The 25,056-nt window shown below is 36.9% G+C and carries 25 protein-coding genes and 1 pseudogene; 11 read left to right on the top strand and 15 right to left on the bottom strand.

Annotated features, from left to right (window positions below):
• Nucleotides 1–102: 102 nt before the first annotated feature.
• Nucleotides 103–480, top strand: coding sequence for a hypothetical protein (locus tag ACY45D_RS17705; protein WP_463107880.1), 378 nt, complete (start codon nt 103–105; stop codon nt 478–480).
• A 115-nt stretch (nt 481–595) separates the two neighbouring features.
• Here the strand turns inward: ACY45D_RS17705 and ACY45D_RS17710 are convergent, their stop codons facing one another.
• The 4 genes from ACY45D_RS17710 to ACY45D_RS17725 all read right to left on the bottom strand — a co-directional run bounded on the left by ACY45D_RS17710 (nt 596) and on the right by ACY45D_RS17725 (nt 4,776).
• Nucleotides 596–1,882 carry a lytic murein transglycosylase gene (locus tag ACY45D_RS17710; RefSeq protein WP_463107881.1) on the bottom strand — a complete coding sequence of 429 codons (1,287 nt, stop codon included), beginning with the start codon at nt 1,880–1,882 and terminating at the stop codon, nt 596–598.
• A 704-nt stretch (nt 1,883–2,586) separates the two neighbouring features.
• Entirely contained in the window at nt 2,587–3,708 is a 1,122-nt protein-coding gene (locus ACY45D_RS17715; RefSeq protein ID WP_463107882.1) for a 5-(carboxyamino)imidazole ribonucleotide synthase, read from the bottom strand.
• Between the two features lie 27 nt (nt 3,709–3,735).
• Nucleotides 3,736–4,248, bottom strand: coding sequence for a 5-(carboxyamino)imidazole ribonucleotide mutase (gene purE, locus ACY45D_RS17720; protein WP_463107883.1), 513 nt, complete (start codon nt 4,246–4,248; stop codon nt 3,736–3,738).
• 183 nt (nt 4,249–4,431) lie between these two features.
• Nucleotides 4,432–4,776 (bottom strand): DMT family protein, encoded by a 345-nt coding sequence (locus tag ACY45D_RS17725; protein ID WP_463107884.1) that lies wholly within the window; start codon nt 4,774–4,776, stop codon nt 4,432–4,434.
• A gap of 312 nt (nt 4,777–5,088) precedes the next feature.
• On the opposite strand from ACY45D_RS17725, the gene mpl reads away from it, so the two are divergent.
• A complete protein-coding gene (gene mpl / locus ACY45D_RS17730; RefSeq protein WP_463107885.1) occupies nt 5,089–6,456 on the top strand; it encodes a UDP-N-acetylmuramate:L-alanyl-gamma-D-glutamyl-meso-diaminopimelate ligase in 1,368 nt (455 codons plus the stop codon).
• Between the two features lie 214 nt (nt 6,457–6,670).
• Here mpl and ACY45D_RS17735 read toward each other — a convergent pair whose 3' ends face one another.
• Both ACY45D_RS17735 and ACY45D_RS17740 read right to left on the bottom strand, forming a co-directional pair.
• Nucleotides 6,671–7,093 carry a BLUF domain-containing protein gene (locus ACY45D_RS17735; RefSeq protein ID WP_463107886.1) on the bottom strand — a complete coding sequence of 141 codons (423 nt, stop codon included), beginning with the start codon at nt 7,091–7,093 and terminating at the stop codon, nt 6,671–6,673.
• Between the two features lie 364 nt (nt 7,094–7,457).
• Nucleotides 7,458–7,742, bottom strand: coding sequence for a GNAT family N-acetyltransferase (locus ACY45D_RS17740; RefSeq protein WP_463107887.1), 285 nt, complete (start codon nt 7,740–7,742; stop codon nt 7,458–7,460).
• A gap of 205 nt (nt 7,743–7,947) precedes the next feature.
• Between ACY45D_RS17740 and ACY45D_RS17745 the strand changes: the two genes are divergently transcribed.
• Both ACY45D_RS17745 and ACY45D_RS17750 read left to right on the top strand, forming a co-directional pair.
• A complete protein-coding gene (locus ACY45D_RS17745; protein ID WP_463107888.1) occupies nt 7,948–9,153 on the top strand; it encodes a sugar transporter in 1,206 nt (401 codons plus the stop codon).
• Nucleotides 9,154–9,587: 434 nt separating this feature from the next.
• Nucleotides 9,588–10,550 carry a TerC family protein gene (locus tag ACY45D_RS17750; RefSeq protein ID WP_463107889.1) on the top strand — a complete coding sequence of 321 codons (963 nt, stop codon included), beginning with the start codon at nt 9,588–9,590 and terminating at the stop codon, nt 10,548–10,550.
• Between the two features lie 194 nt (nt 10,551–10,744).
• On the opposite strand, the pseudogene ACY45D_RS17755 reads toward ACY45D_RS17750, so the two are convergent.
• Nucleotides 10,745–11,341: pseudogene (locus ACY45D_RS17755) on the bottom strand (nucleotidyltransferase family protein).
• Between the two features lie 271 nt (nt 11,342–11,612).
• Between ACY45D_RS17755 and ACY45D_RS17760 the strand changes: the two are divergent.
• The 5 genes from ACY45D_RS17760 (at nt 11,613) to ACY45D_RS17780 (ending at nt 16,122) form a co-directional block, all read left to right on the top strand.
• Nucleotides 11,613–12,428, top strand: a complete 816-nt coding sequence (locus ACY45D_RS17760) for a transporter (RefSeq protein WP_463107890.1) — start codon at nt 11,613–11,615, stop codon at nt 12,426–12,428.
• A 411-nt stretch (nt 12,429–12,839) separates the two neighbouring features.
• Nucleotides 12,840–13,313, top strand: a complete 474-nt coding sequence (locus ACY45D_RS17765) for a hypothetical protein (RefSeq protein ID WP_463107891.1) — start codon at nt 12,840–12,842, stop codon at nt 13,311–13,313.
• Between the two features lie 237 nt (nt 13,314–13,550).
• On the top strand, nt 13,551–14,870 hold the full coding sequence (gene guaD / locus ACY45D_RS17770) for a guanine deaminase (protein ID WP_463107892.1): 1,320 nt from the start codon (nt 13,551–13,553) through the stop codon (nt 14,868–14,870).
• A 240-nt stretch (nt 14,871–15,110) separates the two neighbouring features.
• Nucleotides 15,111–15,638, top strand: a complete 528-nt coding sequence (hpt, locus tag ACY45D_RS17775) for a hypoxanthine phosphoribosyltransferase (RefSeq protein WP_463107893.1) — start codon at nt 15,111–15,113, stop codon at nt 15,636–15,638.
• 232 nt (nt 15,639–15,870) lie between these two features.
• The gene (locus ACY45D_RS17780) at nt 15,871–16,122 is read left to right on the top strand and encodes a GlsB/YeaQ/YmgE family stress response membrane protein (RefSeq protein WP_463107894.1); all 252 of its coding nucleotides are present in this window, start codon (nt 15,871–15,873) and stop codon (nt 16,120–16,122) included.
• 146 nt (nt 16,123–16,268) lie between these two features.
• Here the strand turns inward: ACY45D_RS17780 and ACY45D_RS17785 are convergent, their stop codons facing one another.
• Nucleotides 16,269–16,970, bottom strand: coding sequence for a DsbC family protein (locus tag ACY45D_RS17785; RefSeq protein WP_463107895.1), 702 nt, complete (start codon nt 16,968–16,970; stop codon nt 16,269–16,271).
• Between the two features lie 77 nt (nt 16,971–17,047).
• A complete protein-coding gene (gene dmeF / locus ACY45D_RS17790; protein WP_463107896.1) occupies nt 17,048–18,043 on the bottom strand; it encodes a CDF family Co(II)/Ni(II) efflux transporter DmeF in 996 nt (331 codons plus the stop codon).
• A gap of 87 nt (nt 18,044–18,130) precedes the next feature.
• Between dmeF and ACY45D_RS17795 the strand changes: the two genes are divergently transcribed.
• Nucleotides 18,131–18,394, top strand: coding sequence for a metal/formaldehyde-sensitive transcriptional repressor (locus ACY45D_RS17795; protein ID WP_463107897.1), 264 nt, complete (start codon nt 18,131–18,133; stop codon nt 18,392–18,394).
• 149 nt (nt 18,395–18,543) lie between these two features.
• Nucleotides 18,544–19,716: an MFS transporter gene (locus tag ACY45D_RS17800; RefSeq protein WP_463107898.1), complete on the top strand. Its 1,173-nt coding sequence runs from the start codon at nt 18,544–18,546 to the stop codon at nt 19,714–19,716.
• A 58-nt stretch (nt 19,717–19,774) separates the two neighbouring features.
• Here the strand turns inward: ACY45D_RS17800 and ACY45D_RS17805 are convergent, their stop codons facing one another.
• The 6 genes from ACY45D_RS17805 to rpmH form a co-directional block, all read right to left on the bottom strand.
• Nucleotides 19,775–20,140: a NirD/YgiW/YdeI family stress tolerance protein gene (locus ACY45D_RS17805; protein ID WP_463107899.1), complete on the bottom strand. Its 366-nt coding sequence runs from the start codon at nt 20,138–20,140 to the stop codon at nt 19,775–19,777.
• Between the two features lie 141 nt (nt 20,141–20,281).
• Nucleotides 20,282–21,646, bottom strand: coding sequence for a tRNA uridine-5-carboxymethylaminomethyl(34) synthesis GTPase MnmE (mnmE, locus tag ACY45D_RS17810; protein ID WP_463107900.1), 1,365 nt, complete (start codon nt 21,644–21,646; stop codon nt 20,282–20,284).
• A 95-nt stretch (nt 21,647–21,741) separates the two neighbouring features.
• Nucleotides 21,742–23,481, bottom strand: coding sequence for a membrane protein insertase YidC (yidC, locus tag ACY45D_RS17815; protein ID WP_463107901.1), 1,740 nt, complete (start codon nt 23,479–23,481; stop codon nt 21,742–21,744).
• A gap of 5 nt (nt 23,482–23,486) precedes the next feature.
• On the bottom strand, nt 23,487–23,807 hold the full coding sequence (gene yidD / locus ACY45D_RS17820) for a membrane protein insertion efficiency factor YidD (RefSeq protein ID WP_463107902.1): 321 nt from the start codon (nt 23,805–23,807) through the stop codon (nt 23,487–23,489).
• A 9-nt stretch (nt 23,808–23,816) separates the two neighbouring features.
• Nucleotides 23,817–24,209, bottom strand: a complete 393-nt coding sequence (gene rnpA / locus ACY45D_RS17825) for a ribonuclease P protein component (protein WP_463107903.1) — start codon at nt 24,207–24,209, stop codon at nt 23,817–23,819.
• Between the two features lie 33 nt (nt 24,210–24,242).
• Nucleotides 24,243–24,377 carry a 50S ribosomal protein L34 gene (gene rpmH, locus ACY45D_RS17830; RefSeq protein ID WP_000831329.1) on the bottom strand — a complete coding sequence of 45 codons (135 nt, stop codon included), beginning with the start codon at nt 24,375–24,377 and terminating at the stop codon, nt 24,243–24,245.
• Between the last annotated feature and the right edge of the window lie 679 nt (nt 24,378–25,056).

Here is a 25,056-nt window from a genome sequence, read left to right on the forward strand (position 1 = left end):
TGACAACCCATAATTAATTTATGTATTTAAATTGCTTTTGTCCCATTTTTGTTAAAAATCATGTTATTGTGAGTCGATAACGCAATATATAAGGAGAAGGCTGTGAGTTATTATCATATTATTCTAGAAGTAAATGATCACATCAGCACGATTGAACAAACACGTGATATCGAAATTTTTGATATTACTGAAATTCAGCCTTATCTCTACTCGATCTTATTGCCTTATTTCAATGAACAAATGATTGAGCTTGAAGATGATAATGTTGAATTTAAAGATATTCTCCATCTAGAAATCAAACAGACATTATTACCAATTCAACACTTAATTGAAGAAGAACAAAAACAGTTGCCGAGCGATACCGATGTAACCATCACAGCCTATGAAATTTTCAACGATCGTGACCATACCCAAGATGTGACCGCTGTTGTTTTAGATCTTTTGGAAGCGGTTAAAATTGACCAGTCTGCAATTGAATAAATACCAAACCAAGTTCACATAAAATAAAAGGTCTGCAATTGCAGACCTTTTTAAATACAACCATTTATAAACAACAATATGAATTACTGTTTTAAATCATTTCTCACGATATACATCACTGCATCATCTGTTTAGCAGCCTCGTTTCTAAATGCTTTTAGAATCTGTTGCCCTGCTCTACCTGTTGGACTCAAACCCAATTTAATTTGCTCTTGCTGAATCGCTTGACGGGTTTTGTCGCCAATCAAACCGTCTGCATCACCAATTGCATAACCTTTTTTCAACAAATAGTTTTGAATTTCACGGCGTTCTGCCCGAGAAGTCCCTGCATCATTGGTTGGCCAAGCCGTTTGGAAGTAGCCCTTACCTTGTAAACGATCCGATAAATGTGCGATGGCTAATGCGTAGCTTTCCGCAGCATTATAAGCATAGATTGCATCAAAGTTTTTAAAGACTAAAAATGCTGGGCCATTTTCGCCCGCAGGCATCATCAAACCCGCTTGAGAACTTTCAGATAAATTACCCTGAATAATCGGCGTGCCGTCTACACGGGTAAAACCACGATTCACCCATGAATTTAAAGATTTTTTATTACGACGACTTTCACCATTGACTGAAATACCTTGTGGAATTTTAACCTCAAAACCCCACGGCATTCCTGTCTGCCAACCCCGTTTTTTTAAGAAATTGGCAGTAGATGCGAAAGCATCTGAAGTACTTGAAACCAAGTCACGACGGCCATCTCCATCAAAATCTACCGCTAATTCCTCATAAGTAGATGGCATAAACTGAGTATGACCAAAAGCCCCTGCCCATGAACCTTTCAATTGTTCTTCTCTTAAATCACCACGCTGTAAAATACGCATTGTGGCAAAAAACTCACCACGGAAATAACTTTGGCGACGACCTTCACAACTCAGTGTCCCTAAAGCTTGTAATAGAGGATATTTACCTGAAATATCTCCAAAATTACTTTCCACACCCCATACAGCCACCACCGTTTCCGCAGGTACACCATAAGCAGCTGCAACACGATTCAGCACATCACGATGTTGCGCCAACATTTGACGCCCCTTTTCTACTCGCTCATCATCCACCAAACCCGATAAATAATCCCAGATTGGCGTAGAAAACTCAGGTTGATAATCCAATTTACTGATGACCGAATAATCGGGGCTTAAATTTTGAGTATAGCGATCATAGGTCGAACCACTCACACCTGATGCCATCGCTTGAGAACGAAGGTTGGCAAGACAACTTTGAAAATTAGAATTAGGTGAAAATGTTGGATTTGATGTTGTAATTGTAGTGCCTGATGACGGTTGACCATTAATGATCAATTCCGCATGCGCATGAGAAATAGCCAATAAAGCAGATCCGCAAAGTAATGAGAAGTAACGCATAATATCCACAATTGCTTTTAAATTTAAATTATGTGAATACCATATCAGCCTGTGAATAAAATGACAGATGTAAAAACGTAAAATTTGAATTCATTTCCTTCATTTTAAATTCATATATTTTGATCCGTTTTAAATTTAAAAATCTTATCCAGAAGCATCTGATTTATTATTTTTCAATTCAAAAGTGACCTTTCAATTTTAAATTCAAAACAAACGTATGCACAACTCACAATTATTCACATGCACCATTTTAAACTCAAACATGGGGAAATATGCTTAAAAAACCATTACTCATTGATATTGAATCATTATTTTAAAATTGAGCACTTAAGTTATTTCCAAGTACGTTTAGAATAATTTTTAAATTCAAAAACCATGACCGTTTAAATTTAAAGTTTTGAATTCAAAATTTCTTAGCTTTTAAATTTAACCTGATTGTGGATAACATCCATTTCACTCTTCTTATTTTTTGAATTTAAAGATACAAAATCGTTTTAAATTCATTTTTAAATTTAAATTTTTTTACACTTTAAGCCGAAGCTTTTGCCTTATTTTTATATCAATTGTGGTTTTTTCATGCAAATTAACTTTTGTTTTTTCGATTAACGGCGTATAGCAAAATCAAGGAGCGCCATGATACCGAAATCGAGGCAATAAAAAAGCGGTCAATTGATTGACCGCCTTTTTAACAAACAAAGCTGAGTTTAAGTGCTCATATCTTCGCTGAGTGCCAATGGATTCGGTAAAATCTTCGCCAATTGACGACACAAATTCGTTAATTCAGCACTATCATTTGGCATAAGCGTGATATGACCGATCTTACGACCTTCACGCTCAGTTTTATTATAAAGGTGTAAATGCGCACCATTTAAAGCCAAGACATCTTCAGATTTTGGATGCTGACCAATGATATTGACCATCACCGTTGGACGTACAACTTCCGTTGAGCCCAATGGTAAACCTGCGACAGCACGAACATGATTTTCAAACTGTGAGCACACTGCACCTTCAATCGACCAATGGCCTGAATTATGCACACGAGGCGCCATTTCATTGGCATATAAGCCTTTGTCAGTGACAAATAGCTCAAGTGTCAACACACCGACGTAGTTCAAATGATTGAGTAAACGCGTGATGTAATCTTGCGCGACAGGTTGTAAATCTGCACTGTTTGGCGCAGGAACAATCGAATGTGAAAGGATGCCATGATGATGGTGGTTTTCAGCCAACGGCCAAGTTTTAACATCGCCATCGATACCACGTACCGCAATAATTGATACTTCACGTGAGAAAGTCACAAAACTTTCTGCAATCAAAGTCCCTGCAGGGCCAAGTTCTGTCCACGCTTGGTCAATTTGATCTGCTGAACGCAATACGAATTGACCTTTCCCGTCATAACCACCCGTTGTCGTTTTTAAGACAATTGGTAAGCCCAGTTCAGTTACAGCAGCTTTTAAACTGTCCAACGAATCGACTGCTTTATACGGCGCAACAGGGATATCTAATTCATCGAATAATGCTTTTTCAGACAAACGATGTTGTGCAATAGCCAAAGCCTGACGTGGTGGATGCAAATCTTTTTGTTTAGTTAAAACATCGACATCTGCCAATGGGGTATTTTCAAACTCAAGACTAAAAACATCTGCACTTGCAATAAAATCCTGTAAGCCATTTTCAGTCTGACTTGAAAAGACTTGACCTAATATTGCGGATGGACAATCTGCTGTGGCTTCAAAGAATGTACATTGAATATTTAACGGTAGCGCAGCTTGCGCCATCATACGGCCGAGTTGACCACCACCAAAAATACCGATGGTTTTATTCATAACCTGTGTCCCGTTTTAAACTTGGCTTTAAATTTGACCTGGAATATTGTGACTTGCCACTTTATCCGTTTGTGCCGCACGGAAATCTGCAACATTTTTTGCAATTTCAGGACGTGTTAAACCGAGAATCTGCGCCGCCATAATGGCTGCATTAGTTGCACCAGCAGGCCCAATCGCCAAAGTACCTACGGCAATACCAGCGGGCATTTGTACAATGGAAAGCAATGAATCTACGCCATTTAAAATAGAAGATTTTACAGGAACGCCCAATACTGGCAGATCTGTTTTAGCAGCACACATACCTGGTAAATGCGCTGCGCCACCTGCACCTGCAATGATCACTTGGATACCGCGTTCACGTGCTGTTTCTGCATATTCGAATAAGCGATCTGGCGTACGATGCGCAGAAACAACTTCAGCTTCAAAAGGGACACCAAGCTGTTTCAGCATATTGGCAGTGTTTTCGAGAGTCGCCCAATCCGATTGAGAACCCATGATAATTCCAACTAAAGGAGCGTCTTGTACAGCGGCCGCATTCATTGCAAATATTCCATAAACGAATGTAAGGAAGTTTAAATTCTGGTCGTCCAGTCTTTAAATGAATATCAAGAAGCTCGCTATTATAGACTGATTTTTCATCTCACGAAAATTTAACAGAGCTCGTCGAGCATTATTTTCAGTATTTTTTTAGAAAATAGAGCATGCATCGCTGTTTTAAATGGATCATTGAGATCTAAAAACAAAAAATACACAGCCCAATAAACACAGACCAGCCCATAAGTAATCGAGCTTAAAAGGTTGTTTAAATAGAAAAATCATAAAAGGAACAAAAACCAATAACGTTACAACTTCTTGGGTAATTTTCATTTGCCCCAAAGACCAGCCATGTTGCGCCAATAAACGTGTCGCAGGAATCATAAAACTGTATTCAAGCAGGGCAATGATCCAACCAAATAAAATGGCTTGCCATAACGGCGCATCGTGTAAAAATTTTAAATGCCCATACCAAGCTAAAGTCATGAAGCAATTCGAGATAATTAACAATAAAAGGGGAAGGGATAAAGCCATTTTTAGCTCAAAATTATTCTAAAACAGATAGATTACACGGATATTTTAAAAGATTGATAAATCTTAATGCTATTTTTTATCGTTGTAGATTCACCATGATTTTAAGTGTGCTGTACATATGATTAAAAGAAAGTTACTACATCCCTAGACCAGATTTACAAGATTAGCTGATAAAAATAGCTCATCCAAAATCATAACAAGAAAAACTATCTTTTCCCCTTAACCCTTGCTATCGTTGCTTTCAAATCGAATTAATCACGACAACAGCACAACAAAAAGTGATGTGTCTAAAAAGCAGTGGAGTTAAAAAGAATGCATCTGCATATTCTGGGTATTTGTGGCACCTTTATGGGTTCTTTAGCACTATTGGCTCGTGATTTAGGGCATAAGGTGACAGGCTCAGATGCGAATGTCTATCCACCGATGTCCACTCAGCTTGAAAATGCAGGCATTACCTTAATGCAAGGTTATGATCGTAGCCATTTACAGCCTCATCCTGATCTTGTCATTGTGGGCAATGCCATGAAGCGCGGTATTGATGCTGTGGAATACATGCTCAATGAAGGTCTACCTTATATTTCAGGCCCTCAATTCCTTGCAGATCACGTATTACAAGGCAAGCATGTCCTCGGTGTTGCAGGAACACATGGTAAAACGACAACGACAACCATGTTGGCTTGGGTACTCGATCAAGCAGGTTTAAACCCAGGTTTTTTAATCGGTGGTGTACCCTTAGGTTTTAGCGAAAGCGCACGTTTAGGCGGTGGAAAATACTTCTGTGTAGAAGCAGATGAATATGATTCTGCATTTTTCGACAAACGCTCTAAATTTGTACATTATCATCCAAAAACCGCAATTTTAAATAACCTTGAATTTGACCATGCTGATATCTTTGATGATTTGGCTGCTATTCAAAAACAATTCCATCATTTAGTGCGTACCATTCCAAGTGAAGGTCGCATTATTGCGCCAATTACTGAAAGTAATATTGATGAAGTTTTAGAGATGGGCTGTTGGACACCTGTGGTACGTACATCACTTGAAGCCAATAACACTGCTGAAGTCTATGCAGAACAACTTTCAGCCGATGGCTCGCATTTTAAAGTTCTACAACACGGCATTGTAAAAGGCGAAGTACAATGGAACATGACAGGGCAGCATAGTGTTGCGAATGCTTTGGCAACCATTGCAGCGGCTGAACATGTTGGTGTTTCAATTGAAACTGCTTGTGAAGCTTTATCGAATTTTGGTGGTGTAAAACGCCGTATGGAATTGCTCGATACGGTTAATGGGATCGAAGTCTATGATGACTTTGCGCATCATCCAACAGCTATTGATACAACACTCGAAGGCGCGCGTAAACGCTTAGGTGAACGTAAACTTTGGGCAATCATTGAACCACGTTCAAATACCATGCGTATGGGTAGCCATAAAGATGGTTTAGCACATTCTGCACGTTTGGCAGATGAAGTGATTTGGTATCAGCCTGAAGGTTTGGACTGGGATTTACAACCTGTTATTGATGCAGCACCGAATAAAGCGGTCGTCGCTCGTACACTAGACGACATCATCAACACTGTGGTTGCAGAAGCAGGTGAGGGCGATGCCGTGGTGATTATGTCCAATGGTGGCTTTGGTGGTTTACATCAGAAATTAATCGCTGCTTTAAAAGCAAAATAAACTGTTTTAAATCAAACAGTGCTAACAGAAACACCTCGAAAATTGGGTACTTTTAATCTAATTTGAAGGGTGTTTCTCTATATTGGTATTGTTAATCATCAAGCTTAATCGATTCATCTAAAATCCAGCTTTGCAGAATTAGCTTCTTCATTTTGATCGATCCATCATATGGATTTTTGTTAAAGGCTGAGATTCTCGGACGATTTAAATTTCCTTATAAATTCGCATTTTCAATTTTCACCAATAGACTTAAAAACTCAACAATATTTTGTTCATCCAGCTGATGCGGTTGAAACCTTTTAAAGCCTTGCTTTTCAAAAAAACGAGAAATTCGAGTAGAATTTTTCACGTATTTCATCGACCATTTAGAAAAATGGTTTTTCTCAATTTCATGGTCTTTAAAACGATGAATATTCACATGACGACGATCTTGTCGAATCCGTTCAAACAAAACCTCAAGTATTTCTTTATTACCCTCTAAACATTGAAAATATATCCCATCAGAATAATACAATACGCCGTAAAGCTGATTTTCATGGTTAAAATCTCGAGCTGCAGACAAAATATCCGTTAAATCTTGTAATAAATCTGAATCACCTTCAACTCGAGTACTTGCATAGCATAATTGTATAGGCATTCTATGTTCCTTTATTCTTTAATTATTCAATGTAATGACTTCATATTTATAAAAATCTTGAAATATCTAGTGAATAGAGAAATTATACTTATAAATTAAATTATGTATTTTATGAATACTTAAAGTGCTCAATTTACAGACTGGATTGCTAAAAGATGAATGCGTATCGTTTTTTATTGATCCGAGGATTGTTGTTTTCTACACTGAACGACTTTAATGGTCTGAACCATTTTTAGCAGTTATTTTTTCTGTGAAAATACCCATAGAATACAGAAGCTTCTTAACAATACGTGATGATAGGGAAGCTTCTCTACACATACTTATAGATTACATCGATTGATTTAAATTGAATTAAAAATAGCAACTAAGCTGCCACATCTGCAAAACTTTTCTCACGGCGGAACATGACATCGACATAAGAGCAGGTTGGCACAACTTTTAAGTTATTTTCACGTGCAAATTCAACCAAAGTATCTAACAATTGACGTGCTATTCCTTGCCCACGTAATGAATCATCAACCCATGTATGGTTGGCAATAATTTTATGCTCACCGCTCCATACATAACTAATTTCAGCAATGCGCTTGCCTTGTTCATTATCTAAAAAGAATTCACCATTTTTTTGATTATTTACATGTTGGAATTGCATAAACCTGATCTCGACTTTGATTGCTTATCTATACAATTCCACTCTAACAAAGTGATTCTAAGATTTCAAAACATCATGGATCGACTAATCTTTATATTAAAAACCAATTTTGTCCGAGCGTTCATAGCTTTTGCATCATTATTAACACTTAACAACCCAATTCATTCAGCCTAAAATTTAATATTCGTTTTTAAATTAATTGACCATGTCATCTCTATCTCCTCAAACCTCTCCTACTCAACCACCGCCCAGTGAAACACAGCAATGGGTCAGTGTGATTAGTCTAGCTTTTGCTGCTTTTATTTTTAATACCACTGAATTTGTTCCTGTTGCGTTACTCAGCGATATTGGTCACAGTTTTGCAATGCCAGCCACAGATGTTGGCATCATGATTACACTCTATGCTTGGGTGGTTGCTCCGATTTCACTGCCAATCATGTTATTGACCAAAAATATTGAACGGCGCTTTTTACTGATCGCTTTATTTATCGTTTTTGTGATCAGCCATACTTTATCTTACATTGCATGGAGTTTTGATATCCTCCTGATCAGTCGTATTGGTATTGCATTTTCACATGCACTATTTTGGTCGATCACTGCTTCTTTAGCTGTGCGCGTAGCACCTAAAGGCAAAGAGTTTCAAGCATTGGGTTTACTGGCTACAGGTACTGCTTTAGCCATGGTTTTAGGCATTCCATTTGGTCGTATGATTGGTGAATCTTATGGTTGGCGTAATACTTTTGCTTTAATTGCGATTGGCGCGAGCGTGGTTTGCTTAATACTCGCCAAAACTTTACCGCATTTGCCCAGTGTCAATTCAGGCTCTTTAAGCAGTCTAAAAGTGCTATTGAAACGACCGAGCTTGATGATTGTTTTTGCGCTAACCGTTCTCGTGATCACAGCACAATTTACGGCTTATAGTTATATTGAACCCTTTGCTTTAAATATTGCACATTTTAGCTCATCACAAACCACAACTTTATTGTTGATCTATGGTGCTGCAGGCTTCTTAGGTTCTTATTTATTTGGGAAATTTGGTCAAAAATATCCTAAATTACCCATTCCTTTCAGTAGCACTCTTCTAGCAATTTCAATGTTATTACTGATCCCACTTTCAACTGATTTTACCAGTTTTAGTATTCTCAGTTTATTTTGGGGAATGGCGATTATTTGTTTTAGCTTAGCGCAGCAAGCCAAAACTTTGAATTTAGCTTCTGATGCAACTGATGTTGCGATGGCTATTTATTCAGGTCTTTATAATGTTGGTATCGGTGGTGGTGCATTACTGGGTGGATGGGTGACAACCCATTATGGACTCATGAATATTGGCGTGGTTGGAGGAATACTTGCTGTATTGGGTACGATTTTGGCACTCATTTTGGTACAACGTAAAGATTTTAGCCCTAATTAGCCCTAAAATGTAACGATCTTTTTAGGGCACAGAGTATCGAACAGTTCAGTGTAAATATAATTTCATCGATTTTATTGGTTCGATTTAGTCTTCATCGCTATCGTTGCTTGCTGAAAGACGCTAATGATTGATAAAAAATCTCTGAAACGTGTACTTAAATGTAAAAATTCATTCAAAATTTGCACAATTGCGATAAATGTGCCATTCTCTGCTCATATTAAGAAATGAACATATTTCTTTAAACAGTTTTCGAACAAGGGGAGTAGCCTCTCCAGTCAGAATATCGTCATTACGCTTTGCAAAAAGCCGGTATCTGAGCATCATCAAAATACAGATGATGTAGGCAAGACCTTGATCATGTTGATACAGATGTTTAATCATCTGGCAACAGGTCAAGGTTTTTTTATGCCTGATTGCCAGATTTGGAGAATTTTATGGAATCTATTGGCAATCCGTGGCTGTATTTGGCGTTTTTCGCTATCGTTGCAGTCATGCTCATCATCGACTTTCTTGGGTTTAAGCAAAAAGAAGGTCAAGACGTCAAAATCAAAACGGCTGCGTATTGGAGTATTGCATGGGTTTCTGTGTCCATGCTTTTTGCGGGTGGTTTATGGCTTTATCTACAGCAAACTGCGGGCATTGCTGTTGCAAACACCAAAACCATGGAATACCTCGCAGGTTACTTACTCGAAAAATCTCTTGCGATCGATAACGTATTCGTTTGGTTAATGATCTTCGCTGCTTTTGCTATTCCACCTGGTCTACAACGTAAAATTTTACTTTACGGCGTATTAGGTGCAATTGTTCTACGTACAATCTTTATTTTTATTGGTGCATGGTTCGTACAAGAATTCTCTTGGATTCTGTATATTTTCGGCGCATTCCTTGTCTACACAGGTTATAAATTCCTTAAAGGGCAAGATGAAGAAGAAACCAATATTGAAGATATGGCGATTTTAAAATGGTTACGTAAACACATTCGCATCACCCCAAATTTACAAGGCGATAAATTCTTTGTTCGTCAAAATGGTCTACTTTGGGCAACACCACTATTTTTAGTTTTAATCTTAGTCGAAGCTTCCGATGTGATTTTTGCGGTGGATTCAATCCCAGCAATTTTTGCCGTAACCAGTGACCCGTTCATTGTATTGACTGCTAACCTCATGGCGATTTTAGGTTTACGTGCAATGTTCTTCTTATTGGCAGGTTCAGCATCAAAAATGCATTATTTACCGTATGGCCTAGGTATTATCTTAGTCTTTATCGGTTTTAAAATGCTCATGCTTGATGTCTTCCATATGCCGATTTTGATTTCATTAGGCTTTATTGTTGTGGTATTGGCGATTACAGCTTGGTTATCAATTCGTCGTAATAAGCAGTTGGAATTAAACTCTTAAACTATTTCAGAGAGTGATCACTCCTAAAATAGATGGATACTTTTCACAAATAAAATCGAGTTAATTCATTAGCTCGATTTTTGTTTTTATCAGACTGCCTATATGAAACTGTGTTGCACTTCATCTACACCTCTAAGCTGATAAAAACCAAATGATAAAATGAATAAAAAATATGATCTAAGCACGATAAAAAATTATTCTTCAATTTCGATCATTTGTAAATTTTGCCACTTTTCTAAAAACCGTTTAGATTGCACACGCTGTGTAAATACTTCACGACTGACCAATCGATTATTTCAACGTAGTTTCAGTTCAAATAAATCATTTAATTCAAACGGCGCAACGATTTCTAAATCATCATTTTCCAATAACCGCACAGCAATCGCTGTGGCAGTTTCAACCCACACACTCAAAGCATCAATAAGCGATGAATACTGAGCAATGGCTAAGCCTTGGTCTGTCTTATACCAAGTATGCACAAAGGCTTGATTGACCACATCCCATTCATTTTCAGGAAATTTCTGACTCAACAAAAATTTAAGCCGCTGTTGTTCAGCATGTTGATCCGTTAAATCATAAAAAATCACGTCTATTTCCGTCTGTTCAATTTCATAATTTTGTTGATGTAAAACAGACCAGACCAAGTTTCGAATCACACCTGCACTTAAATACGCTTGAGTATTGATTTGTCTTAAATACATCAATCTTTGCATTAAAGCAGCTTGATTAAAAACGATCTGCTTTAATTTAGACCGATCGTCATGGTCAACAAAATAAGTGATTTGTGTCATTGTAAATACGCTTTTTAAAATACTCTTTTACTGTGAATAGCTAAATAAATAATGGTAATCAATGGGGCTAAATGTTGTATTTATATGATAAAAAGAGTCCCTAAAAATGAATACCCCAAAATAAATCGTTAGAAAAAATCACTTTCTAAATTTTTAATACGACTAAATATAGATTGCTATTATAGATTAATGATCAGTATATTGATGATAATTACAGCAATAAATAGTCATCTACAAATCTACTAACGAATAGCAATTATGGGGCGAAGCCATGAAAAAATATAACCGCATCTCAGCAAAAAAAATGTTTATCATTTGTTCACTTGGTTTAGTGAGTAGTAGCGTGTTTTCTGCTGAATCCGATGATCTTGCAAAAAAGCTTTCAAACCCTGTAGCCAATCTCGTCAGTGTGCCGTTCCAATTTAACTTTGACGATAATATTGGTGCAGATGAAAATGTTCAACGTTATCAACTCAATATTCAGCCTGTTATTCCCATTGAACTGAATGAAAACTGGAATTTGATTTCACGTACAATTTTACCTGTAACGGTTCAAACCTATAAAGATACCAATAAAAGTGATGATTGGGGCACAGGGGATATTGTTCAAAGCTTCTTCTTTTCACCTTCAAATACTGGCTCTAATGGCATCACTTGGGGAGTGGGGACAGCGATGTTATTGCCAACTGCTTCAGAGAAGTTATTAGGTGCAGACCAATATGGTCTAGGGCCAACAGCTGTTATTTTAAAACAAAGTGAAGGTTGGACATTAGGTGCATTGGCAAACCACCTTTGGGCAGTAGAAAATCATGGTGATGTAGAAGATGTGAATAGTACATTCCTACAGCCATTTGTTTCTTATACATATCCAAGTAGTTTAACCGTAACACTCAATAGTGAAACGACTTATGACTGGAACATTAAAAAAGCCACAATACCTGTAAATGTTACTGCAACCAAAATCGTCAATTTAAATGGTCAATTGATTAGCGTAGGTGGTGGCGTAAAATATTGGGCACATGATACAGATTCAAGTCCTAAAGATTTTGGCGTTCGTCTAATCGCATCCTTTATTTTCCCTAAATAACATTCAACTCAATACCAGAACTGGATATTTAAATTGAATATTCACCCCATAGCAACCACGATGGAAACATCAAAATACAATGTCTGCTATGGGTTTACTTATTACATCCTTTGAAAATGCAGTGATACAGTCATTTGTATACACGGTCTGAATAAGTTAGATGATGACTATTTAAATGGTCAGCTCATAAATCTGATGTTTTACACATGCGAAATGTCCGATGAATGTTATAATTCAATCAGCTTAAATCTATGTTTTAAGAAAGATTAACTTAACTTTGAATATGCTTGTGATCAGACAATTTAATCAGGGATATAATAAACAACATCAATGCAGACTCACCATCAAGCATATAAACAAAGTGATTTTTAGTTAAATTTAACGATTATGGGATTGTATTAGGAAATATTTATGAAAAAATTGTTATCCATTACTTTAGGTGCATTATTCATTGCTGGCTGTGCTTCAACCACTCCTGAATCGAAGACAAATGTACGTACTTATGGTTTGCTCATTTGCCAACCAAATGAACTTTGTCCTATTGTCACAGTCATTAAAAATGATTCTCTACAAGATGCGATAAAAATCCAAATTGCGTTAAACAGTATCAATCACAAATACGACATCAAAAAAGTTGTATTTAGCAATGGTGCAAAAAGCCATTCATTTAATACGATCGGCGCAACAGATGTCGATTTTCAATTTGGTTCAAATCGATCTCGTAACAGCATCATCGTACCCAATAACATGATCCATGACTTATCTGTGAATCACGATATTTCCATGAATATCTATACAGATCAGGGCATGATTAGCCGCTATATTTTGAAAGACGGCGTTAAAGCACCGATCGTTCAAGAGCTTCAACAAGCTTATAAAAAATAACAGCAAAGATCGTTTTGAAAGGAAAGTGGATGATTAAAACCTCTTTCCTTTCAAATTTTAATATTCATTCTGTCGGCAGAATGAACTTTCTCATGAAAATAATTACAACTTTTCGATCAACATTTTGAGGCTAAACCGAGCACTCACTAAAATATTCAATTTGATAAACCAGCTTACAGCTTCACTTGCAAATTTCAGGTACAATCACTCGAAAAAAGTATAAATTGCAGGTTTTACATGTCTTCTGTTGCTCAGAAAACGGCGATTCGTGGTCGCTTTCTCGATATTCAAAATACCGTCCTACAAGCATCTCAAATTTCAGATCAAGTTCGTTATATTGAAGATGCATTACTCATTACAGAACAAGGCAAAATCATATGGTTTGGCTCTTGGGAAGATGGACAGTCTCAGTTAAATGAAAATATTCAAGTCGATCATTACCCTGAACAATTAATAGTGCCCGGTTTTATTGATACACATATTCATTTCCCTCAGACAGAGATGATCGGTGCTTATGGCGAACAACTCTTAGAATGGCTGAATACCTATACATTTCCAACAGAAATGCAATTTGCTGATAAAGACTATGCCGATAAAATTGCTTACTTTTTTGTGAATGAATTACTTAAAAATGGAACCACCACAGCTTTAGTTTTCTGTACGGTTCATCCTCAATCTGTTGATGCTTTATTTGAAGCTGCAGAACGCCATCAAATGCGTTTAATTGCAGGTAAAGTGATGATGGATCGTCATGCACCAGACGCACTGACAGACACAGCTGAGAGCGCATACCAAGACTCTAAAGCATTGATTGAGAAATGGCATGCAAAAGGACGTAATCTCTATGCAATTACTCCACGTTTTGCACCAACTTCTACACCTGAACAATTAGAAAGAGCAGGGCAGTTAAAAGCTGAATATCCTGATGTTTATGTACATACACATCTCAGTGAAAATAAAAATGAAATCGCTTGGGTTAAAGAATTATTCCCAGAGCAAAAAGGTTATTTAGATGTTTATCATCATTATGGCCTAACAGGAGAGCGGTCTGTTTTTGCACATTGTGTGCACTTAGAAGAACATGAATGGCAATGTATGCATGATACAGATTCAGCAATTGCTTTCTGCCCAACTTCAAACTTATTTTTGGGAAGTGGTTTATTTCCATTGAACAAAACATGGGAAAAACAAGTCAAAGTCGGTTTAGGTACAGATATCGGTGCAGGTACATCATTCTGCCAGTTACAAACACTGAATGAAGCTTATAAAGTTCAACAATTACAAGGTGATAAACTTTCTGCATTTGAAGCGTTTTATCATGCCACACTCGGTGGTGCAAAAGCACTGCATTTGGATGAACAATTGGGCAATTTTAATCTTGGTAAAGAAGCTGATTTTGTTGTGCTGAATTTGAAAGCAACGGCTTTACAACAACTTCGCCAAGACCGTGCCAAAAATATTGAAGATGCTTTATTTGCTTTATTTACGATGGGAGATGATCGTAATGTTCAAGCCACCTATGTTTATGGAAATAAAGCCTATGAGCAAAAAAGCTAAACCTGATCAAAAGACAGGAAAATCTAAGAAAAAGATCATCTTAATCAGCACTGTATTTATCGTATGTACATTGTTATTAAAGAAAGATGCGCATTAAATCATTGGCTATTTACATTTTCCAATGCCAAAAAAGATGCATCTTGATCTGATATGTTTTAAAATTAAGGCATATTTTTGGGTGTTGCTAGTCAACACCTTTTTTAATTTGTGAATTTGATGTTTTAGTTTTAGGTATTTCCCATGACTGTTGAAATGAAAGTGATGATTTCTGCCGAAGAAATTCATGCAAAAGTTCAAGAACTTGGTAAAAAAATTGATGCGCATTATGCCAATAGCGACAAAGAGTTGGTATTAATCGGTTTATTACGTGGTTCAGTCATCTTCATGGCAGATCTATGCCGTGCAATCACAAAAACACATGAACTCGATTTCATGACTGTTTCAAGTTATGGTGGTGGTACGACTTCAAGCCGTGATGTTAAAATTTTAAAAGATTTAGACGGTGAAATTCACGGCAAAGATGTTTTAATTATTGAAGATATTATCGACTCTGGTAATACGTTGAGCAAAGTATTAGAAATATTAGAGACACGCCAACCTAACTCGATTGAATTGTGTACTTTAGTGAGTAAACCTTCACGCCGTGAAATTGATTTGGATGTGAAATTTCTAGGTTTTGAAGTAGAAGATAAATTTATCGTGGGTTATGGCTTAGACTATGATCAAAAATATCGCCATGTTCCTTTTATTGGTGAAATTGGTCTGTAATTAAAACCGACATCACTATTGCTAAAATGATGAAGCGACTTCGGTCGCTTTTTTTATATTTTCAATTTTAATCTATATTTTCAATTTTAATCTATATTTTCAATTTTAATCAATGAACAAAAATGCAACAACTTGTAGCATAGAGAAGCTTTAACTCTCTGTATAAATATTGAAAAATAAACAAAGATTGATTTCTTAACTCTAGATAAAATAAAGAAAAAGGAGAGCTACTATGATGGCACTGATTTGGGCAATCATTATCGGTTTTTTTGCAGGTTTAATCGCACGCGCAATACACCCAGGGGACGATAAAGCTGGCTTTATTGTCACAGTTGCACTCGGAATTGTCGGTTCATTGCTTGCAACCTATGGTGGACAATTACTGGGTTTGTATGAAAAAGGCGCATCAGCAGGTTTTATTGCATCGGTCATCGGAGCAGTTATCGTACTATTTATTTATAACATGATCGCTAAACGAACTTAATATTGATTGACTTAAAACTTTTATTGGTCATTCGTTTTAGATTATACATCGCATAAAAAAGCACTGAATTTTCAGTGCTTTTTTGGTTGAATAATTTTTTACAGAATCACTTTTTGAATAAACAGCAGTGCTCTATTTTAAAATAATTATAAACCTGACTGTTTCCAAATTTTCTCAATTTCTTCAGCAGGATAAGCCCCCATCACTTTATAACCATTTGAAAAAATAATAGCTGGTGTACCTTGCAAACCTAATTTTTTACCCAAGGCAAGATTACGCTCAATTGGAGTTTCACACGTAGCTGCAGTAGTCGGTTTAATCCCTTTTTGAAGTAAATTTTTCCATGCGTATTCTTTATTACTAGAACACCACACTTGCTTAGAAGGAATAATCGATTGCGTTTTGATTGGGTAAATAAACGTGTAAATAGTGACGTCATTTAACTTGGCTAAATTCCCTTCAAGAGCCTTGCAATATGGGCAATTTGGGTCAGAAAAGATGGCAAGCTGTCGCTTACCATTCCCCCTTACAGATTTCACCGCATCATTTAAAGGTAAACTTTTAAAATCTACTGTATTTTGTTTTAGCGCTAAATCTTTGGTTAAATTATGCTGATCTTTCAAACGAATCATCGAACCAATGAATAAATGCTGTGCATCTTCATTTACATACACGATTTGATTGTCTAATGTTCCGCTATACAAGCCTTGCATTTCCGTACTTTGTAAATTATTAATTTTTACATTGGGGTATTGCTGTAACAACTTCGCTTTCACATTATCCACATTGGCAAAACTGGTACTGCATAGTCCTAAACTTAAACCCAAGGCGATCAATTGCTTTAACATATAGCTTTAGAATTAAAAAAATAGTGTAGGGCATTAAAACATAATTTATCCCTCTAGATGTTTGAAAACTGTTGTCTTTAATGGGTTTCACGTGGAACAAAATTAAACAAAGCTGGCTGATTAATTTCCACCGAAATATGCACCAATTCTTCATGTATAGACAATGCTTGACGAACCATATCCGCATTTAAATTTTTATCATGGCTTTCTAAAACCAAAATCACTGAAAATTTCCCTTTTCCTACTTTCCAAACATGAATATCTGTCATTTTCACTTCTACATGTAAACTTTCAATGACTTCACGTACTTCATCAACAACAGGATGATCCATTTCTGCATCTAATAAGGTTTTTCCTGTTTCTTTAATCAAACCCAAAGACCATTTTCCAACAAGAATTGCACCCACAATACCTAAAACAGCATCTAAAAAGTCCCAACCAAAAACTTTAGCCGCTACAAGTGCAATAATCGCTAAAACAGAAGTCAAGGCATCTGCAACCACATGTAAAAATGCAGCTTTTTGGTTTAAATCATGCTCGTGATGATCGCCATGCTCATGCGAATGATGGTGATGGTGATGGTGATGGTGATGGTGATGGTGATGGTGATGGTGATGGTGATGGTCATCATGTAGTAACCATGCACAAATCAAATTAATCACTAACCCTAAAATAGCAATTAAAATCGCTTCATTATAATGAATTTGTACAGGGTGAAATAAACGTTGAATAGATTGAAAAGCCATCAATAAAGCCACAACCATCAATAAAATCGCACTGCTATAACCCGCTAAAATTTCGATTTTCCATGTGCCAAAACTAAAGCGAATATCGCTCGCATAATGACGTGCGGCTCGATATGCCACATAGGCCATACCTAAAGCCAGCATATGTGAACTCATATGCCAACCATCTGCAAGTAAGGCCATAGAGTTAAAAATCCACCCTCCAGCTATTTCAAAAAGCATCATGAGCCCAGTCAATATTGTTGCCAGTAATATTTTCTTTTGTGCGAGTGGGTTCCCTTCATCAAACTGATGATTATGCTCACGATTTATCATTTTAAATTGCATTTGAATGACATCCTAAACACTCCCATAGAGTATATTATTTCATAATCAAATATACTATAAGGGAGTATATTTTTTTGGAGCTTGCACATGGGTCATTTACATCAAAATAAAAAAGTTTTAAACCGTGTTAAGCGCATACAAGGGCAAATCAATGCTGTTGAAGCTGCGCTAAACCATGAAGAAAAATCATGTATCGATGTTTTACAACAAGTCGCAGCGATCAAAGGCGCTGTGAATGGATTAATGAATGAATTGATTGAAGCACATTTAAGAGAACATGTGATTTCTGACTCGACAACCAATGAGGATGAGCTACAAACGTTTATTCAGCTATTAAAACGCTATGCGTAATTTTATAACAAACAATTAAAAATCGATTGACCTTATATTGATTAAGTTTTAATCTTTTTAAATAGTCAAAATCCTCCGTGCCAAACTCAATACGCTAGAGCTTGGCTTTTTTATGTGCAATCTTTATTTGCAAATACAGTTCAAAACTCATGAATCAGCAATCATGGCGACCATTTTTAATGATCAGCCTCGCCTTGTGCATTGGGACTATTGGTACAGCCTTAGCCAGCCCTTTATATCCAATTTATCAACAACTTTGGCATCTGCTACCCAGTCAAATTACCTATATTTTTGTCGCTTACATGTTCGGCTGTTTGACCACTTTATTATTTCTAGGGCGTACCAGTAATAGTTTTGGTTTTATTCGTACACTACAAATCGGTTTGTTTTTTGCAGTGATTGGCTTAACGCTTTCTGTTTTTGCTTCAAATACTTATTTCCTTGGTTTTGGACGTTTTATCATTGGAATTGCGTCTGGTTTAATCAGTACATCGGCTATGTTAGGTTTAATTTATACCATCCCAGAATCACATAAGCAGAATGCAGCACAACTCAGTTCTATTATTACTGTAATAGGTTTTGGTTTAGGTCCTTTTATTGGGGGAGCGATTGCCCAATTTTCAAATCAGCCACTTATTACTCCATACCTACCCGTCATTTTTGCTGCAATTTTAAGCTTAATCAGCCTATTCACCATTAAAACAGCTTCTTTTGAAAAGCAGCCATTTTCAATTGCACCTCACTTAGAGCATCCTGAACCACGATTTAAAACCTTATTTTATATTGCTAGTTTCAGTGCATTTTGTGCTTTTGGTTCGTTTAGTTTATTTGCATCCTTAGCGCCGTCATTCATCAAAGATGTAATTCCATGGCATGGCCCATTGGTTAGTGGCGCAACGATTGCGAGTATTTTACTGATTTCAGCATCTGTGCAATGGTTTGCCAAATCCCTAGACATGCATAAAACCTTAAATGTGGGTTTGATCTTTCTGATTACGAGTTATGTCATTCTTTCAATCTGCATGACCATGCATTGGAGCATGCTGTTCTTTTTCAGTGTTCTTTGTGTGGGAATCGGACATGGTTTAAGTTTGCTGGGTACTTTTGCTTTAATTCATCATATGACCACTATAGAAAATCGTGCAGCAGTGGTTTCCACTTATTTGTTTATCGCTTATTTTGGAACCATCATACCGATCATTACAGCAGGATATTTGTCAGATCACTTTGGTTTTATGGTGGGTATTCTTGGGTTTTGCTTAGATGTCGGTATATTGTGTATTTATTTATTGATCAAACACTTAAATATAAAATACAGTTAGAAAATATTGCATCAATATGTAAGTACTTACACTTACATATTGATCAAAAATCGATATATTATTCTTTGATTATTTCAATTTTTATCACTTCAATATCAGTCGGTTTATAGCGATGCGTATCGATCTCACCGACAACTTTTACTTCTGTTCCGACTTTTAGTTGATCTGCTGTAGCTAAATCATCATCAACCTCGATCGTCATCGAACCTGTTGTATCTTTTAATTCATAATGTTCATGCTTAATTTGACCAACAATATGACCTTGCAGGGTTACAGCCGTTTCATCATTGGCTCTGAGTGCTTGCACAATCGTAATATTATTTTTTGCTGCTTCTTCAAGAATCTTAGAATTATCTTGTTCAGCCCAAACATTGGATGTCAGCATTAAAACCGTAACTGAAAGTAATAAAGGCGTTTTTCTCATCGATCAAACCTTTTATTGTGGGTAAAGATTAATCACAATAAAGAATTCTTCGTTCCTTGTAAATTCAGCTTACAAAACAATAACTTTTAATAAAAAAGCTGACCGAAGTCAGCTTTGAGATATTATCTAGATCAGTAATTTTTACTTTCCAATACAAAACGATCCAAAAATTACACCCAGTAAATCATCTGCACTAAAATCACCTGTAATTTCACCCAAAGCATTTTGCGCTAAACGTAACGATTCAGCGACCAATTCACCAGCATGGTAAACCACAAGCTGCTCATGTGCTTCAGCTAGATAGTGCTGAGTACGCTTCATGGCATCTAAATGACGTGTACGTGCAATAAAGGTATCTTCTTCTGGATGGAAGCCTGCATGCGCTGTAATCGCTTCTATAAGCGCTTGTACACCCATCTCTTGCTTGGCTGAAACAGTAATATGTCTAAAACCATCAAAATCACTCAATTCAGGCTTTTGATCAGTCAAATCGCATTTATTTCCAATCAACATTAAACGCTTAGGTTCAATATGTTCAGCAAAATAATTTTCCGCTAGTGCTAAAGGGTTTTCCCCTTGGCTTAAGTCATAGACCAATAATAATAAATCCGCTTGCTCTATCTCTTTAATCGCACGACGAATACCTTCTTTTTCTACAATATCACCCGTTTCACGTAAACCTGCGGTGTCAGTTAGGGTAATTGGTAAGCCATTTAAGCTAATTTTTTCATGCAAAACATCACGCGTGGTTCCAGCGATATCTGTCACAATTGCACGATCGTTTCCTGCAAGTGCATTCAGTAGAGATGATTTACCTGCATTCGGTTTACCTGCAATCACTACCTGTAAACCTTCACGCAGTAACTGTCCTTGGCGTGCAGATTGCTGAACAGCAGCGACAGAAGATTGTACCTCTTGTAACAACGCTAAAATTTTTCCATCCGCCAAAAAGTCGATTTCTTCCTCTGGAAAATCAATCGCAGCTTCTACATGTAGACGCAAGTGAATCAATTTCTCTAAAACAGTATTCACTTTATTTGAAAATACGCCTTGTAGAGAACGAACGGCTGAACGTGCCGCAGCTTGTGATGTAGCATCAATCAAATCTGCAATTGCTTCAGCTTGAACCAAATCCATCTTGCCATTTTCAAAGGCACGCATAGAAAATTCACCAGCTTTAGCAGCTGTCGCACCTAGTTCTAACAAACGAGCCAATAATGCATTCTGAATCACAGGGCCACCATGACCTTGTAACTCCACAACATCTTCCCCAGTAAATGAGTTTGGATTTGGAAAACAAATAACCAAACCTTCATCCATCACTTCGCCATTTTCATCTAAAAACTGACGAAACCCTGCAAATCTAGCCTGAGGTAAAGTTTTTTGAGTAAAAGATTCTGCGATCGCATAAGCCTTAGGACCAGACAAACGAATAACACCAACCCCTCCACGTCCTGGTGGAGTCGCAATGGCTGCAATTGTGGTTTGGCTTACACTATTGGTCATCTAAATCTACTCAAATTTTGACAATAAAAAAATCCGCCTAAGATTACCATCTCAAGCGGATTTTTTCAGCTATTGCTTAATGATGATTAAATCAATTAAGCCACATCTTTAGTGAGTTTGGTTTTTTCAGCATTTTTGTTGATAAACCATTGCTGTAAAATCGTAATCGAGTTGTTCACAGTCCAATATAAAACCAAGCCAGCAGGGAAGAACAGCATAAATACTGTAAACATGATTGGCATGATTTTAAAAACTTTCGCTTGCATCGGATCAGTAGGTTGCGGGTTCAACATTTGTTGAACAAACATGGTTACACCCATGATCAATGGCAAGATAAACCAAGGATCCATTGCCGATAAATCTTGAATCCAAAGAATCCATGGTGCATGTCGAAGTTCTACAGACTCCATCAATACCCAATACAATGCTAAGAAGATTGGCATTTGTAGAAGTAATGGCAAACAACCTGAAAGTGGATTGACTTGCTCACGTTTGTAAAGCGCCATCATTTCTTGAGAGAAACGCATACGGTCTTCACCAAACTCTTCTTTCATGCGTTGCATTTCAGGTGCAATCACACGCATTTTCGCCATAGAGCGATAGCCCTTAGCTGATAATGGCCACAGAATCAATTTCACTAACACAGTCAATAAAATAATTGACCAACCCCAGTTACCCACGATGCCATGGAAGAACTGTAAGCCCATGAATAATAATTTAGCAATTGGCCATAACCAACCATAATCTACAGTTTGGTTTAAACCAGCGGCTAAATCTTTCAATTCTGATTGAACTTTTGGACCTGCATAAAATGTTGCATCAATGCTCATTGCTTTACCAGCAGGAACATTAATTGTAGGAGATGTAAACCCGATGATATTCATACCATCTGCAGATTTACGAGACTCTAATTTTGCAGTGTATTCTTGACCACCAAAATGACCTGGAATCCAAGCGCTCACAAAATAATGCTGAACCATTGCCACCCAACCACCTTTTGCTTCGGTATTGAGTTTTTCTTCAGTAAAATTCGCAAATTTGAGCTTATTGTAATGCTCTTCTGGCGTACCCCATGCACCGCCAAGGAATGTACCAAGGGTAAAGATACCTTGGTCAGATTTACCCGGATCGTCAGAGTTGTCACGTTTGATTTGACCAAACATTTGACCTTGCCAATTTTGTGCACTACGGTTCACTACCTGATAGCTCACATCAATCGGATATTTACCTTCTTTCACAGTAAATGTCTTGATGATTTCTACGCCATCGGCAGTTTTATACACCATCGGTACAGATAATACTTTAGCAGTTTTGCCATCTTTATCTTTTACGTCTTTTGCATCAGCAACCGTATAAGTCGCTTTTTCAAACTCATAGTCTGGTCGATTTGGATTGCTGTCTGGACCATTTAGGCCAATCAAACCAGATTGAGCAACGTAGGTACGTTTTGCATCACTTTCAAGCATAACAAAAGGCTGATCACTATCTTTGCTCTTGTCATGATTGAGTAATTCAATACGCACAATATCACCACCTTTAGGACTAATCCAAAGATGGTAGAGGTCAGTTTGTACTGAAATCAGTTGTTGATTTGCTGTGGCTGGTGCAGCAGTCTTCTGCTGTGCAGCAGCTATATTTGCTTGCGGAACATCGCTAGTCGCTGCAGTCTTTTGACCATTTGGCAAATCGGCAGACACATCATGCGCAACAACAGTTTGCTGAGTTTCAGCTTTAGTTGTCGTGTTATGACCATAGTCTTTTTGCCAAGCCAAAATGAGCAAATATGCTGTAACTAACATGGCTCCGAGGATCGCAAACCTGGCCCATTGTTGCATATCTATTACCCCAAGTGGTTAGAGTGTTTTTGGTTCAATAAACGTTCACGCAAGGGTACAGGAACATGAAGCGTTTGAGAATCTATTTGCTGAAATGAAATAAAACGAATTGCTTTTTTAGGCACAGGGTCATAACCATGTCCACCCCAAGGATGACAACGACATATACGCTTAGTGGCTAACCATGAGCCCCTTAATGCGCCATGCGTATGGATTGCTTCTAACGAATATTGTGAACAAGTCGGAATATAACGACAACGAGGCCCAATGAGTGGACTAATCGCAATTTGATAGAAACGAATCAACCAATGCAATAAACGAATCATTGGCTTCCTCTATTTTTGAGGGGAAGATTGAGTTATTTTTTGGTGCTTTTTAACAATACGCTGCAATTTCGACCAAGCAAATTCAAGCTGCTGAAACAGTTCAGCATTTGGAATTGCTTCTATACCAATTTTTGGCATAACAACAATATCCAACAAATCTATATTTTGCTGGTTTAAACGAAAACTTTCACGCGTTAAACGTTTTATTCGATTTCTTTCATGCGCACGGCGCACTTTTTTCTTTGCAACAACTATACCCAAACGGCTTTTAGGCTGTTCGGTCATTTTTGCTAAGAATATAAAATGGGGTTGATGCACTTTAAAAAGCGCACCATCAAATACACCTTTGTAATCTGCAGCACAGCGGATTCTCACCTCTGGACTGAAACTATAAAGAGACATAACACCCAAGTCGTATGCTAACGATTTAATAAATTAAACAGTTAAGCTGTGACGACCTTTTGCACGACGGCGAGCTAATACTTGACGACCAGCCTTAGTAGCCATACGAGCACGGAAACCATGAACGCGCTTGCGCTTTAATTCAGATGGTTGGAATGTACGTTTCATATCGAAACTCCAAAATTGATCTTTCTAAAGGTTCGCGATTGTATTGTGCATTCTTTATGCTGTCAATGAATATACACTTTTCTTTTTATACTTGCTGTTTTTTTACCCAGTCAATCCGATTCTCTTATTTATCTATAATAAATATTCAAACAAACCTATTCACAACATAACTTATTATTTTATAGTATAAATAATAGTTACCAACAAGCATATCCGCAAAGTTATCCCTAGACTTATTCAAGTTTTAAATTCAATTCCCTATTTTTAAATTTAAAACAGAGGCTTTTTGAATTTAAATTCATAATATGCGTTTTATCCACAGATTTCTGGATCTTTATAAATAAATTCAAATTTAAAATTTAAATTTATTATTATTAGGGGCTGTTTTTTGTGTGGAAAACCATGTTTTTCTATTGAATAACATTCGTTTATGTTGTGGATATTGCTGTTTTTATTAAAATGATGGATTGTGGATAAGTTTATGTGATAATTTATCCACAGGTTGTGAAAAACATTATCCACAAGTGCTTTGAATTTAAATTTATTTGCGGAAGGTTGCTTTTTTGAGCATTTTAGACTGAATTAGTCATGACAGATGTGGATAACTTGGTTAGAATGGCGACCCCTTTATCTGGGGGATTGGTCTTTTTTAAATTTAAAATAGAATGAAGGGGTTTCA

Source organism: Acinetobacter sp. BZX-2 (assembly GCF_055179795.1).